The sequence below is a fragment of the Blastococcus sp. TBT05-19 genome, from assembly GCF_003319095.1.
Classification (GTDB): Bacteria; Actinomycetota; Actinomycetes; order Mycobacteriales; family Geodermatophilaceae; genus Blastococcus.
In genome coordinates, this window is record NZ_QOHI01000001.1 from 857496 (window position 1) to 870569 (window position 13074).

At 67.8% G+C, this 13074-nt stretch carries 14 protein-coding genes, 1 tRNA gene and 1 pseudogene; 10 read left to right on the forward strand and 6 right to left on the reverse strand.

The window, feature by feature from the left end:
* Positions 1 to 411: 411 nt before the first annotated feature.
* The 4 genes from DQ244_RS04145 to DQ244_RS04160 all read left to right on the forward strand — a co-directional run bounded on the left by DQ244_RS04145 (position 412) and on the right by DQ244_RS04160 (position 2285).
* On the forward strand, positions 412 to 1194 hold the full coding sequence (locus DQ244_RS04145) for a M23 family metallopeptidase (protein ID WP_113810141.1): 783 nt from the start codon (positions 412 to 414) through the stop codon (positions 1192 to 1194).
* 54 nt (positions 1195 to 1248) lie between these two features.
* Positions 1249 to 1680, forward strand: coding sequence for a helix-turn-helix domain-containing protein (locus DQ244_RS04150; protein ID WP_113810142.1), 432 nt, complete (start codon positions 1249 to 1251; stop codon positions 1678 to 1680).
* A gap of 2 nt (positions 1681 to 1682) precedes the next feature.
* Positions 1683 to 2096, forward strand: a complete 414-nt coding sequence (locus DQ244_RS04155; RefSeq protein ID WP_113810143.1) for a VOC family protein — start codon at positions 1683 to 1685, stop codon at positions 2094 to 2096.
* A 116-nt stretch (positions 2097 to 2212) separates the two neighbouring features.
* Positions 2213 to 2285 (forward strand) — tRNA-Ala (locus tag DQ244_RS04160).
* Positions 2286 to 2437: 152 nt separating this feature from the next.
* On the opposite strand, the pseudogene DQ244_RS20210 reads toward DQ244_RS04160, so the two are convergent.
* The 6 genes and pseudogenes from DQ244_RS20210 to DQ244_RS04190 all read right to left on the reverse strand — a co-directional run.
* A pseudogene (locus tag DQ244_RS20210) lies at positions 2438 to 2680 on the reverse strand (tyrosine-type recombinase/integrase); the annotation flags it as partial.
* Positions 2681 to 2692: 12 nt separating this feature from the next.
* On the reverse strand, positions 2693 to 3511 hold the full coding sequence (gene xerC / locus DQ244_RS20215; RefSeq protein WP_113810144.1) for a tyrosine recombinase XerC: 819 nt from the start codon (positions 3509 to 3511) through the stop codon (positions 2693 to 2695).
* A 74-nt stretch (positions 3512 to 3585) separates the two neighbouring features.
* Entirely contained in the window at positions 3586 to 3828 is a 243-nt protein-coding gene (locus DQ244_RS04175; RefSeq protein WP_113810145.1) for a helix-turn-helix domain-containing protein, read from the reverse strand.
* 172 nt (positions 3829 to 4000) lie between these two features.
* The gene (locus DQ244_RS04180) at positions 4001 to 4177 is read right to left on the reverse strand and encodes a hypothetical protein (protein WP_233491158.1); all 177 of its coding nucleotides are present in this window, start codon (positions 4175 to 4177) and stop codon (positions 4001 to 4003) included.
* 537 nt (positions 4178 to 4714) lie between these two features.
* Positions 4715 to 5383, reverse strand: coding sequence for a hypothetical protein (locus tag DQ244_RS04185; protein WP_113810146.1), 669 nt, complete (start codon positions 5381 to 5383; stop codon positions 4715 to 4717).
* An 82-nt stretch (positions 5384 to 5465) separates the two neighbouring features.
* Positions 5466 to 6110, reverse strand: a complete 645-nt coding sequence (locus tag DQ244_RS04190; RefSeq protein WP_147251460.1) for a hypothetical protein — start codon at positions 6108 to 6110, stop codon at positions 5466 to 5468.
* A gap of 488 nt (positions 6111 to 6598) precedes the next feature.
* On the opposite strand from DQ244_RS04190, the gene DQ244_RS04200 reads away from it, so the two are divergent.
* From DQ244_RS04200 to DQ244_RS04235, 6 genes are all read left to right on the forward strand, one after another.
* Positions 6599 to 7342: an HNH endonuclease signature motif containing protein gene (locus DQ244_RS04200; protein ID WP_147251461.1), complete on the forward strand. Its 744-nt coding sequence runs from the start codon at positions 6599 to 6601 to the stop codon at positions 7340 to 7342.
* 248 nt (positions 7343 to 7590) lie between these two features.
* Positions 7591 to 7908, forward strand: a complete 318-nt coding sequence (locus DQ244_RS19170) for a hypothetical protein (RefSeq protein WP_147251462.1) — start codon at positions 7591 to 7593, stop codon at positions 7906 to 7908.
* 161 nt (positions 7909 to 8069) lie between these two features.
* Positions 8070 to 9200 carry a DUF3644 domain-containing protein gene (locus tag DQ244_RS04210; protein ID WP_199580156.1) on the forward strand — a complete coding sequence of 377 codons (1131 nt, stop codon included), beginning with the start codon at positions 8070 to 8072 and terminating at the stop codon, positions 9198 to 9200.
* Between the two features lie 993 nt (positions 9201 to 10193).
* Positions 10194 to 10382 carry a hypothetical protein gene (locus DQ244_RS04220; protein ID WP_147251463.1) on the forward strand — a complete coding sequence of 63 codons (189 nt, stop codon included), beginning with the start codon at positions 10194 to 10196 and terminating at the stop codon, positions 10380 to 10382.
* 513 nt (positions 10383 to 10895) lie between these two features.
* Positions 10896 to 11462 (forward strand): hypothetical protein, encoded by a 567-nt coding sequence (locus tag DQ244_RS04230; protein WP_113810154.1) that lies wholly within the window; start codon positions 10896 to 10898, stop codon positions 11460 to 11462.
* Positions 11459 to 12907 carry a hypothetical protein gene (locus DQ244_RS04235; protein ID WP_113810155.1) on the forward strand — a complete coding sequence of 483 codons (1449 nt, stop codon included), beginning with the start codon at positions 11459 to 11461 and terminating at the stop codon, positions 12905 to 12907. The genes DQ244_RS04230 and DQ244_RS04235 overlap by 4 nt, the downstream gene beginning before the upstream one ends.
* Positions 12908 to 13074: the final 167 nt, after the last annotated feature.

Below are 13074 nucleotides of genomic sequence, written 5' to 3' on the forward strand. Positions count from 1 at the left end.
TCCCTCCTTCTTCTGTCCTGGGCACGACCGACCGAGCCCGCCCGGTTCCGGGTGGGGATCGATCAGAAGTACACGGGTGTACTGGGCGCCGCGCAATAAGGTCCGGCGCCGCATCGCGATCGCGGGAGGCGCCGGGCGGCGCGGGATGTTTCACGCCGGAGAACCGACATGCCCGAAGCCGGTCCTCCGCAAACCAGCGCGGGGGCTCCGGGTGCGTGGTCATGATCATAACCGCCCGGTCGGGTGCTGAGGGCCTCCTGAGCGGGTGACGCGTGTGACTACCGGGGCGCGTGGTGCACGTCACTCCGGCGTGTCTCGGAAGACGCGCCGAGCACCCGGTCACGAACGGGTCACGGAATGTTTCGATGTGCGCGGTCCGACGGGGGCCGCAGACCGCGAGACGGACGGTGCATGGACGCGAAGCTCGGCACGGAGGCCCGCACGGAGCTGCTCGGAGCCGTTGGCCCGGGTGCCGGTCGAGCCACCCGGCGGGCGCGGACCGCGGCCGGCCCGCAGGCCCGGCGTCGTCCGGCCCTCCTGCTCGGTGCGCTGCTGGCCGGTGGCGTGACCGCATCCGTGCTCGGGCTGCAGGGCGCCCCGGCCGCCTCGGCCGACGCCACCTCGGTCCTCGAGGCGCAGGACGCGCTGCTGACCTCCGACGAGGGTGTCGAGATGCTGCCGCAGGCGTCGATCACCGTCGCCGAGGCCCAGGCGCGGCTGCAGGAGGTCGCCGCCTCTCGTGCCGAGCGCGATCAGCGCCAGGCCGCGGAGGCGGCCGCCGCGGCGGAGGCGGCCCGGCCCAAGGCCGTGCTGCCCGTCGACGGCGCCCGCTTCACCAGCGGCTACGGCAGTCGCTGGGGCACCTTCCACTACGGCATCGACCTGGCCGCCCCGATGCGCACCCCGGAGTACGCCGCGATGGACGGCGTCGTGCTGCGCGCGGGCTCCGCGAGCGGCTTCGGCCTGGCCGTCTACATCCTCCACGAGAACGGCGACGTCACCGTCTACGGCCACATGGACAAGATCCTCGTGGAGCCCGGGCAGTACGTGGAGGCGGGGGAGACCATCGCCCTCCTCGGCAACCGGGGGCAGTCGACCGGTCCGCACCTGCACTTCGAGGTGCACCAGGGCGGGCTCGGCGGCAAGAAGGTCGACCCCGTGCCGTGGCTGGCCGCCCGCGGCGTCAAGATCTGAGGAAGGACCGGCTCTCCCCGCTCCTGGAGCCGGCCGTTCCCTAGAGTCGCCAGCGTGAGCAGCGCGGCCGAGGCGTCGAACCGTCGGCTGCTCCGGGCGCGCGACGCGATGGACCGCCGCTACGCCGAGCCGCTCGACGTGCCGACGCTGGCCCGGATCGCGCACGTCTCCGAGGCGCACTTCATCCGCACCTTCCGCGCCACGTTCGGCGAGACGCCCAACCGCTACCTGCAGCGGCGGCGGGTGGAGCGCGCGATGTTCCTCCTGCGCTCGACCGACCGCAGCGTCACCGACATCTGCATGGACGTCGGCTTCTCCAGCCTGGGCACGTTCAGCCGGGTCTTCCGCGACGTCGTCGGCGAGCCGCCGTCGATGTACCGCCGCCGCGGACCGCTGCCCGCGGTGCCCACCTGCTTCGCGATGGCCTGGTCGCGACCCAGCAGTTTCGGAGAAGCGTCGGGGACGTCGACCTCCCTACCGTCCTGACCATGCTCACCGCGATCACCATCACCCAGATCTACGTGCCAGACCAGGACGCCGCTCTCGACTTCTACGTGGGGAAGCTCGGCTTCGAGGTCCAGTCCGACATGAACTTCGGGCCCATGCGCTGGCTGACCGTCAACCTCCCCGGTCAGCCCGACCGCGCCGTCCTCCTGGAGAAGCCGGGGGCGCCGTCGATGAGCGAGGAGAACGCCGCCCAGGTGCGCGAGGCGATCAGCAAGGGCGTCGCCGGCGGGCACCTCTTCTTCGCCTGCGACGACGCCTACAAGACCCACGCCGAGCTCAAGGAGAAGGGTGTCGAGATCACCGAGGAGCCCGTCGACCAGCCGTACGGGATCGACTTCGGCCTCCGCGACCCGTTCGGCAACCACATCCGGATCGCCCAGATGAAGCAGCCCTGAGCGACGCCGCGCGGGGGAGCGCCACGACCCGGCGTGCGCCCCACCCCTGCGCGGACCGGCGCGCGGGCTCCTGTACAGTCGTTCCCGGCTCGGACGCACCAGACCGGGCCGGGTTCGGGGCTGTGGCGCAGCTGGTAGCGCACCACACTGGCAGTGTGGGGGTCAGGGGTTCGAGTCCCCTCAGCTCCACCCCGATGACCAGGCCGTTCCCCTTCTGGGGAGCGGCCTGAGTCGTCTCTGGTTGCAGTTGTGGTTGCAGTTTGCCCACCCTTACCTGGCAGCAGCAGAGCGCTCATCCGGTCGGCGGCTTCGCGCGCCAGCGCCGGCATGACGTGGCTGTAGATGTCCATGGTGGTGCGCATCTGGCTGTGGCCGAGCAGCTCCATGACCACGCGGGGATGCACGTTCTCGCTGAGCAGCAGAGTCGCCGCGGTGTGCCGGCCGTCGTGCAGGCGGACATGACGGACGCCGGCCTTCTGGAGCAGGCGCGTCCAGTCGTCGTAGTCGGTCTTCTTGTCGATCGGCCGGCCGTTGGGCTGAGCGAAGACCAGGTCCTCGTCGTGCCACTCGGAGCCGGCCAGCAACCGCTCGCCGAGCTAGGCGGCCTTGTGCTCCCTGAGTGCATCGAGCAGGGGCAGCGGCAGCGCCAAGGTGCGCTGGCTGCGGCGGGTCTTGGGCTCCTCGTAGACCAGCCCGCCGCCGCGGACCCGGTGGACGCTCCGCCGGACCGTCAGCGTGCCCGTAAGCAGGTCGATGTCCTTCCACTGCAGCGCGAGCGCCTCGGACTGACGCAGACCGAGGGCGAGCGCGACGGTCCAGCGGGCGGAGTTGCGGACGCCGGCCGTGGCGTGCAGCACGGCGCGGGCCTCGCCGAGGTCGAGGGCCGTGGCCAGGTCGCTCGGCCGCTGCGCCGGCGGGTCGACGAGCGCGGCGACATTGCGGGGGGCGTGCCCGCGCTGGACGGCGACGGTGAGGGCCCGGAACAGGATGCGGTGGTGCCGGAGCACGGTGGCGGGGGAGTAGCCGTCGTCGAGCAGCGCGGTGTAGAGCTGGTCGAGGTGCTCCGGACGCAGCCGGTCGAGGCGGTGCCGTCCGATGCCGGGGATGAGGTGCTTGCGCACGGCCGACTCGTAGCTCTCCAGCGTCCGCTGTCGCACCCGGCGCGGGGCGATGGTGGTCAGCCAGTGCTCGAGCCACTCTGCGACGGTCGGGGTCGATGTCTCGCTGATCATCCCGGAGTCGCGCTTGCGCTCGAGGTCACGGACCTTCGTGACCACCACGCCCCGGCTCTTGCTGCTGACGTGCCGGCGGTCGAGCTTGCCGGCGAGCGTGAACCCGACGGAGACGTAGCCGTGCCAGCGTCCGTCGGCGCCCTTGTAGATCGTCGACTCGCCGTTCGACGCCCGTCCGGCCATCCGCTACCCCTCGCCGCTGCTTCGAAGGCTCAGTCTCGCCGAGCACTCGGGCGATGAGCAGGCCCGCTGTGAATTCACGCGGCGTCCGGCGAAGGCTGTGGACGGGACGAAGAAGCCTCGAGCCGGCGGACGTAGCGGTCGAGCTCTGCCTGAGAAATCCGGCAGCTGCGGCCGATGTGCACCGGACGCAGATCCCCGCTCTTCATGAGCGCGTACACCGTCGTGCGGCCGACGCGGAGGACCTTCGCGGCTTCTTCGGGCGTGAGAAGGAGCCGATCGGCGATGGAGACCTCAAGGAGCGGCTGCGGATCACCCATGTCGACATCTCCCGGGTCAATTGCTGCCTATGGAAGTTCCAGTACGACGGTGGTGGAGCGGCCTGCCGAATGTCCCCAGTCCGTCTCCCGCCGAGGATTGCGGCCGTTGCCGTGGGCGACTGGAGACTTGAGCGCGCCTCGTGCCAACTGGAGAACTTCTGGAGCCTCGAGCTCAGCGGACGTCGAGGGCGCCAGTGAGGTGGGCGCGTCTCCGGTAGGCCTCCAGTACGGGCTGAAGTGCCCGCGCCAGGGCGGGCAGGTCGCGGTCGTAGACCCGCCCGTCGTCTAGTTGGCCGGCGAGCTGGCCGAGCAGCTGGGGCCAGTCGCGGCGGGTGGGCTCGAGAGGCACCTGGACCTCGACGCGTCGCTCGACGACCTCGACCGCGGACAGACCGGAGGCGGCGGCCCTCGTCTGCTCCCAGGCTCGGTGCCGGCAAGTAGCCGAGCACCACTTCGGGATCGGCCCCCGGCTTCGCGGTGTGATCCGCCCACCGCACCACCCGCATGCCGTCGCCGCACTCCTCCGTTCGGGACCGTGCCCGTCCGATGCGGCCGGGTCCGAGCAGGCCTTCGGGGTCGTCCGCTGGGCTTGCTGACGCCGTTGCCGCTCGCGTTCGCGCCTACGAGCACGGTGTTCGTGGCTACCGCTGGTTCCCATGCCGTCAAGGCTGCGGACGAGTCTCCAGAAACCCGGCACCACGAATCGGCGGACCGTAGGTGCAGAAGGTGTGTCCCTCTTGATCTTGGCGATCTCCGGTGCCGACAGATCGGGGTGTCGCAGGCACCGTGTTGTCGCTCGGCGAGCATGGCCTAGGCGAGTGTGGCGAACCCGTCGTGTGCCAGGTCCAGGTGTAGCTAAAGGCGGCTACAGAGGTAATCGGGCCGATTACTTCTTGCCCTCGCCGATGATCTGCGCGATCACGATGAGGATGGCCACGAGGGATGCGGCCCCACCGGCGTCAGCAACGAGCCCATCAAGGAGTGCCGACTCCTGCATCGCCCACGTCAGGCCAACGACGAGCAGGGCGGTGGAGGAGACCCGGGAGGTCCGGGAGGCGGCCAAGCCGCGTGTCCGCGCCAGGGCACGACGGAGACGTCGTTCGGCCTCCGCGACGGCAGGAGCGGCAGCAGCGATCTCGGAGGCGAGGACCTCGGCGAGGGGGTGAAGGTAGTCCCGGAGCGATCCCAGAGGGTCGGTGACCAAGGCCCCCAAGTCGAGGTGCTCGGTGAGGCTGGCGGCGTAGTCGGCCAGGGGGGTGGTCACCTCACCGAAGGCTGAGGTGAGGTCGAGGTGCTCGGTGAGGCTGGCGGCGTAGTCGGCCAGGGGGGTGGTCACCTCACCGAAGGCTGAGGTGAGGTCGAGGTGCTCGGTGAGGCTTGCGGCGTAGTCGGCCAGGGGGGTGGTCACCTCACCGAAGGCTGAGGTGAGGTCGAGGTGCTCGGTGAGGCTGGCGGCGTAGCTGGTCAGCGAGGTCGTGAGGCCGGCCGAGATCATGCGGGCGGCTCCGGCGGAGGCGGAGCCCGGGACCAGGACCCCACTACCCAGTTCGATCATGTGTCCAAGATAAGGCGCAAGTGTGACTACGTCCCGACTGCCGGGAGGGAGGCCTTGGGTGGGCGTCGCCGCCAGGGGCTATTCAGTCGATGACGTACTCCTGGAGCACTGCAAGCACGTCACGCCCGAGCGTGGTGATCGAGTAGACGTTCCCTCCGCCGAAGCCGGTCGTGGCCTCGGCGAGGCCACGGGCTACCAGCGTGGCCACAAGCAGCGACACAACCCGTGTGGGGAGGTCCGCAGATACCTCAAGGAGATGCATCGTCCAGACCAAGGCAGTACCGGATATGGCTGGTGGATCCGCGCTCAGGAGCAGCAGAACGCGAGCGTGGTGCTCGGTGAGGTCCGACAGGACGGTCAGAACTAACTCCGCCTCGTCGACCCTGCCTGGGTCGGCCGCCGCACGGCCGAGGGCAACCCCCATGGCCTTGAGCGTGCCGTCGTGGCCGTTCATACCTGCGGCGTGGAGGACACGGGTCACGAGAGAGAGGAAGCGAGGATCGTGGCCGATCCGCTCGCCGATCTCCTCCCGGGTCATGCCGGATACGCGCTCGGCGGCCTTGAGGGCCACCGACCGGCGGCGTTCGGTCTCCGCACGGACCCGGCGGACTGCGCGCTCGGTAAGCACCCCAACCCCGGGGATGGGAAGGAGAAGGCCAACGCCGGCGGCCAGGACATCTCCGCCGATCTGATCCACGAGGTCTTGCCGGTCCTGCTGTTCGGCCACGCCGGGAGGCTAACGCGGGCACAGGGGCAAGCGGGCTAGATGCACCAGAGCGCCGCTTCGAGGGAGGTTGCCAGCCGAAGCCACTAGGCCGTCGGCGACCGACCGAGACCTCGGCCGAGCTATCGGGGCCACTTCCTCCTCTTCGCAATCACTCTCCCGCTGGCCACGTCAGGCAAGTGCACAGCGTCAACGGCTCCCAGGAACCACAGCAGAAGTCACAAGATCAAGACGGACGCACCTCATGCCTCAAGGGTCCGGCAGCCGTTGCGCATCGCCCTTCAGGGCCCGGGCCAGTCCTTGCAGCTCGTCACAACGAGTCGACTGACCGCAGATGCAAGAAGTGTGTGGTCCCGTGATCTTGGTTCATCGACGTGATGGAGGCATAGCCGCTGGGAGGCCTCATGCGCGGTCGTGCAGGGAGCGACTGAGCGGCCCGTGCAGGCGTTCAGACGTCGGGATGCGTCGGTGCTACGTGCGACCATGCGCCGGTGGCGGTAGCCGATGAAACTCGGAAGCGGCTGTGGGCGCGGTCCGGGAACCGTTGCGCGGTGTGCCGGCAGGAGCTAGTCCGTGCTGATCTTGAGGAGGTACCCGGCGCCCTGGTCGGTCAGGAGGCGCACATCATTGCGCGGTCGCCCGGCGGACCGCGGTACGAGCCGCTCGCGCCCAAGGTTCGCGACGGTTACGCCAACCTGATTCTCCTGTGCGCCAACGACCACACCGAGGTGGATGCACAACCCACCCGCTACACGGTTGAGCATCTGCGGGCGATCAAGCACCGGCACGAACAGTGGGTCGCCGCCCGACTGGACGGCGGCGATTCCGTCTCGGAGGACGGCACCCTAGCGACGTTGATTCTGTCAGGTGACGACCTTTGGCCACTCCTGGCCGGGGCGCTGGGGTGGCAGATCGGAATGCCGGAAGCCTTGTCGGACGAGGACGCGGATCTCATTGACGAGTCAATGCAGCTCTTCACAGATTGGTGTGACATCTCCTCGGATGTCGAGGCGCAGGGCTTCCGGTCGGTCCGTGACGCGAAGCGATCACTAACAGGGCAGCTCAATCAGATGGCAGCAGCAGGCTTTGTCGTCCTTGGAGGTCGTCGGGAGGCAGCCCTCGGTGCCGGCGTTACCGGTCCTGTCGTCGTGCTCGAGGTCGTCCGACCCGAGGGACTGGAAGCGTTGCGGGTTTCGGTGCCGGGCGGCGCCGCAGCCCCCGGGGATATGCGCTAGCGGTCTCGCAGCGCCAATTGGACAAGGTCCACCTCCCGACCGGCTCTGGTCACAGCACAGGCGGTGGATGCTTAAGTGCGGCTCGGATCGGGCATGCCCGTATATCGAACGAGCCATTCGGCGGCTCTCGCACCCACGCCCAGAACTCGGTGGGTCAGTGCGGCGAGCTCATCCGCCGTCGGAAGTAGCTCGGGGCCGGCCTCACCGTCGGCGCCCCGCTGCCTCGTCTTCAGCATCTCCGTCCTCGGGTGAACGGTGACAGCCTCGCGGACCCCGGCCGCCGTCTCGGTTACGACGTGCAGCGAGTGAGCAATTCGGTGACGTTCATGAAGAACTTTCTGTGCATCCGCTGCGATGGCGCGAGCCTTGTCGTACATCTCGTCCCCCGGCGGCATCCGCCTACCGATCTTGTCGAGCGCTTTGACCGCGAATCCGGGCCTCGACGCAACCGCCCAGAGATCGTCCTCGGATGGGTCCAAGAGGCGGACCATGGTGGCCAACAGAAAGTCGAGGCCAGCCGCGGCCACCACGACTCGCCCTACGCCTTCGTAGAAGGTGCGCTCTAGTTCCACTGGCCTCCGATCTAGCATCTGCGATTGACCCCGTCGGCCTGGCGGCGGAGTACCGGTGCCCCTCCCGGAAATAAGCACGACCTCGTGTCGCGGCTCACATATCCTCCCAGGAGAGCCATACGGGGAGGGGTGCCGTGGCGCCGCCGCGTCGGTACATGCAGATGGTCGACGCCTCCCGAGACGAGGCCTCGCTCGCCGTCCGCCTGTACAACGATCCCGCCGAAGGTAGGTCCTTCGAGGGCTTTGTCGTGCACATGCACTTGGCGTGGCTCTACTTGCTGCATGCCGAGTTCGACCGAGACGGCACCGACATCCGCTACTGGCGGCGGGACAACCCTCGGAAGCTCGACAAGGTGGATGGCGAGGCTCGCCGCTGGGAGCTGTCCCGCTGCGTGCAGGAGCGCTGGCCCAGTGACAAGGATCCGGTGCGGGCGAACCTTACGTTCTTTATCGGCCTGCGGAATAAGATCGAGCACCGGTACGCCCGTCAGCAGCGCGCTCTGGCCGCGGTGGTCGGTGGGCAGGCCCAGGCCCTCCTTCTGAACTATGAGGAAGAGCTCACCAGCCAGTTCGGGACGAAGGTCTCGCTTGCAACTCGGCTCCGCTTCCCTGTTTTCATCGGGAGCTTCACCGAGGAGGGCGAGAAGGCGCTCCGGCGACTGCGCTCGAAGCTCCCGGCCGCGTTGCGCACCTTCATCGCTGACTACACCTCGAGCTTGGATGAATCCGTGGCGGGCGATCCTCACTATGAGCTGCGCCTGCGGGTCTTCCAGGAGCTGGCTTCCAAGCCTGACCCGGAGGCCCTTGCCATCCAGTACACCCGCTGGGACAACATGACCGAGGAGGAGCGGCAGACCCTTGAGGCGATCGGCAAGAAGGGCTACGTCGTCGTCCGAGACCGCAAGGTGAGCGTGGTGGGGCACGGTCTGATGAAGGCCAAGGCGGTGCGGAAGGCGGTCGAAGAGCAGATCCCCTTCCGCTTCCATCAGGGCCACTTCATCAAGGCCTGGCAGAAGCTCAAGGTGCGGCCCGCGAAGGGCGATCCGCACCCGGAGCGCACCGATGAGAAGTACTGCACGTACGACGACCTCAACGACAACTACGGATACACGCCGGCCTACGTGAGGAAGCTCGTCCGAGAGTGCGCCACCGAGGAGAAGTTCCGTGCTTTCTTCGGCACCGCTCCCCAGGACAAGGTGACTGGTGACTGGGTAGGCGAGCCTCCGCCTGGCGCTGTGCCGTCATCGGTGAAGGACGAGGCCGAGTCGGCCGACGACGAGGGCTAGCTTCGCTTGCGGCGCTGACTGGCCGGCGAACGGTCTTCGGGGCGCTAGGTTCCGGCCCCTGGCCTTGAACCCCACCTCAAGAGCTGAGAGTCGGCACTCCCAGGCCCCACACGGCGGGTGTGTGAGCTTGGCGTTCGCCGACGTTCGGCACTGCGAACACCCGGGCAACATCAACGGGCACGTCGGCGGCCTGGTACGCGACGGGAGGTGCAGTCTCAATGCGGTCGTCGTTGTGGACCGTCGAGGACGCGATCGGGACCGACGGTCCCGACTTGGTACTGGCGGTCCAGCAGCTGCCCGATGCACGCATCGGGCAGCTTGCCGAGCATGTGCTGGACAAAGCTGGAGTGCCGGAGCTGGCCATCGGTGCGGACGGTGTGCGGCCTCTGATTAACGCGCGCATGGGAGCGTTCCACGCCGTGCCGTCCCGGGGGAGTACAGCACGGCTCCTACCTTGGGCGGCCTGAACTTGCTCACCGCGACAGATCCTCGGTACTCGGCTTCCTCAGCTTTCGCCCGTGGGGCCGCCCGGGTGCTGCTGTACTGCCATGCGTTGGTAATCGAGGATCCGGTGGCGCTGGCCTCGCACATGTACGTCACTTCGCCGGCGGGCTCGGGGAGCCTGGCACGAAGGTTCATCGAGGCGTCCGTCCAGTCATCGGTCTCCATCGATGAGCTGGTTCGGGCTGGCGTGATCGTTCTGTATTGGGTTCCTGAGGCGCGTCAACGGCAGACCGCCGCGATCCTGACAAGTCTTCGGTCGTCGGCACCGTCGGGCTCGGCGCTGACGCAGCAGGCCTGGGACGCATTCGAAGCCTTGTTCGTCGATGGCTTGCATCCCTCGCTGCAGGCGCTCTGGCGACAGATCCGTGGCGGAAACCGAAGCCTGGTACGGACGGGATCCGAGAAGCCGCTACCTCAGGGCAAGCCCTGCTCACTCAGCAGTTCATCGACGTCGTTTCGGAGCTCAAGCCCTCAGTGGTGGTCGAAAACGTGCTGGAGGCCCTGGCGACGAGTCTGGCTGACGCGGCCGCGATGGGTGGTAAGCCGGACATCTATGCACCCAGCAGTCTGTTCGCGAGGTTGCTCTTTGCCGCTTCGGTCGAACCCGATGATGAAGACGCAGTTCGGATGCGAGAGCTGGTGCATCTCAACGTGCCGCGTCTCGACAATCTCTCCTGAAGGGACGTTGTCGCCATCCGGCAACAAGATCCTGTATTCGCTGAGTGGCGCACCTATCTTGCACGCGGGCTTGACAGGTTGCGGTCAGCTCGCGAGGCGGGACGAGCAGTGGACTTTCGCCGGGTGATGCTTGAGGAGCTCGCAGCCGCACGTGCTCAGCTGGAGAGAAGCACCCATGGCGCAAGCGTCGTGGCCCGTGCCCGCGACGGCGCCATGTCCTTCGTGCTTGGAGGCATGGGGGGAGCCCTCGGCGCCGCAGGCCAGCCCCCCGATGTCATCGCGGCGGCCGCTGGGGGTGCGGGCCTAGGGGCAGCCGTCGTTTCGGCGGCTGTCGGTGACAGTGGCCCATCGGAGGGGACCTGGCGTCATTACGTGCTGTTCGACCGACACGCGGCGAGCTGACGGGATCCTCATCCACGTTTCAAACGATCACAGCCGCGGGAGCGGCAGAACTCAGCGCGGCGGTGAGCCGCGTTACCAGAACGATGCCGTTCCCCTCTAGGCTTGCCGCCCGTGGTAGCCGAGGAGACCCAGGAGAAGGGGCGTCGCGGTGTTGCGGAGGTCAAGACCTGGTTGGAAGCCACCACCCATCTGAGCATGTCCTGGGACGCGTACGAGTTCCCCGTTCAGTGCACTCGGAAGCGGCTAGACGGCGAACTGAAGCGTTACGACCTGGCCGGCAAGTTCATCGGCGAGAAGAAGCGTCCGGTGGTCGTGGAAGCCAAGAGCTACGAGACGCCCGGCCATCAGGGCAGCGCCTACCAGGAGTTCCTGGCCAACGCGTACAGCACGACTGCGTACGAGATCGCGGAGATCGGCGACAGCAAGACCGAGTTCATCTGGGTAACCACCCACCCGTTCAGTCTCAACAAGTGGCCGAACCTCACTAGCCGCTCGATGCTCAAGTCGGCGATCGAAGCCCTACCCGAGTGCCTCGGTGGCGAGTCGATAGATGAGGACCTGTTAACAGCCGTGGCGGAACGTCTGTGGCTGCTGGTACGCCACGAGCGACAGAACGAGATCAGCCTCACCAACCTCGAACTGATGTCGATCTACCAGCACCTTGGGAGACACCCGTGAGCGCGCCAGTCCTCCACAACGCCCAGGAAGCCATCGACGCAGCGTTGTCCGCAACTCGGCCCGAGGACGTTATCGAGGGTGTAAAGGCCGCGGTCCGCCAGGAACTCGCCGAGCTTGATCCCGCAGCGGAGATCGAGGACACCCGCTACTTCAATCACACCTACGTCCCGGACTTCGTGCTGACGTGGCGTGAGGCAGGCCGCAAGAACCGCCGCGATGTGTATCTCCGACCCTCGCTGGCTTCAACCTTGGCCGCGCGGGACCTCCAGTCCATTGGGTCTACCGCACCTGTCCTTCTCGCGCTCCGCCGAAGCGACTCCGGCGACCTCGAAGGTGAAGCCCGCCGTGACGTCGTCGAACATGCACCCAACGCTCTCGTCACCGGCGTAGGCGCTCTCGATGAGTTCACCGGTGACGACGACCTGGACGAGCCGCTGCAGGCGCTCGTCCGCCCGAACTTGGTTCGCGGCGGGCGCGGCGTCATCTCCGGCGACACCCTCTCGTCCCTGCACGTCCCGCTGACCGGTGGCTCCGACGACATTCCGCGCCTAGAAGCGTTCGGCGCGCTGGTCCGTGATGTCTTTCTGCCGGACGCGGCCACGCGATTGGAACGCGCCGCCCAAATCTTGGAGGTCGGCCTCACCGGTGACGTCAGCGGGCTCAGCTTGTCACTCGACGACGACCCGGCCGACGAGTTGGTTCGCGGGCGCCTTTCCGACGTCGAGATGGAGGTGCTCCTGCCCTATCTGCTGTCCAGAGCGGATGTGACGCGGGAGCCGGCCTTCTGGTCGCACGTCGGCAGCATGCTGGACCTCGAGCGTCTTGAGCGGATGACCGACTCTCTCACGGGACTTGACCTCACCCCGCTGATCAACGCGAACCTCAGCGCCTGGGCGGCGACCCGAGCGTTCCTCGCGGCCACAGGCGAGGCCGCTCCCGCCGAGGTGGCCATTTGGCGGATCGTCGGCAAGACGCTGGCGACGCGGCTCGGTGAGTGGCGCCTGCACATCACCGCTGACAATCGGCGGCTCCGTGGGCGCGAGGACTCGCTGCAGGCCCGCTGGGACGAGCTGGCGCCGCGGCTTCGTGGTAGGCCCGTCACGGCGGTCGCGCTCAACGGAGTGCAGCGGCGCGTCAACGTAACCGCCGACCAGGCCGCGGATGTCTTCGGGGACGTTGAGGCGATCCGGACGTCGATCAGGGACGAGTTCTACGTGCCCGCAGTCAGCGCGCGTTCCTCTCAAGACGACGATGCTCCCCGCGTCGACGTCGACTTCACACGGATGCTTGCGACTGCGGCCGCGCCAGCGCCGCTCCGCGACCTCGCTGAGCTTGCGACCGTGCTGCTCGGGCACCGAGTTCCCGTGCCTGAGGACGACCTACGCGCCGCTGTCGGGGACACCGCCCAGATCGCCATCGAGCCGCCCAGCACGGCGGAGGCCTGATCGGCTTAAGACGGATTGCGAGCGGAGTCAGCGCGACTTCGGACCACGCAGCCCTTGCCATGCACCGTGGTCAGCAGCTTGGCGTGCCTGCATTTCCCCCTCCCCGCGCAGGCCAGCTGGAGGTGCGGTCAGGTTCGGTTGCAGTTGCGGTTGCATTTGGCCGCTCT

Excerpts from the sequence above, each read along its gene's own strand:
- xerC (WP_113810144.1), bottom strand. The coding sequence starts at position 3,511 with ATGGCCGGACGGGCGTCGAACGGCGAGTCGACGATCTACAAGGGCGCC.
- DQ244_RS04155 (WP_113810143.1), top strand. The coding sequence starts at position 1,683 with ATGCTCACCGCGATCACCATCACCCAGATCTACGTGCCAGACCAGGAC.
- DQ244_RS04210 (WP_199580156.1), top strand. The coding sequence starts at position 8,070 with ATGCAGATGGTCGACGCCTCCCGAGACGAGGCCTCGCTCGCCGTCCGC.
- DQ244_RS04175 (WP_113810145.1), bottom strand. The coding sequence starts at position 3,828 with ATGGGTGATCCGCAGCCGCTCCTTGAGGTCTCCATCGCCGATCGGCTC.
- DQ244_RS04185 (WP_113810146.1), bottom strand. The coding sequence starts at position 5,383 with ATGATCGAACTGGGTAGTGGGGTCCTGGTCCCGGGCTCCGCCTCCGCC.
- DQ244_RS04145 (WP_113810141.1), top strand. The coding sequence starts at position 412 with ATGGACGCGAAGCTCGGCACGGAGGCCCGCACGGAGCTGCTCGGAGCC.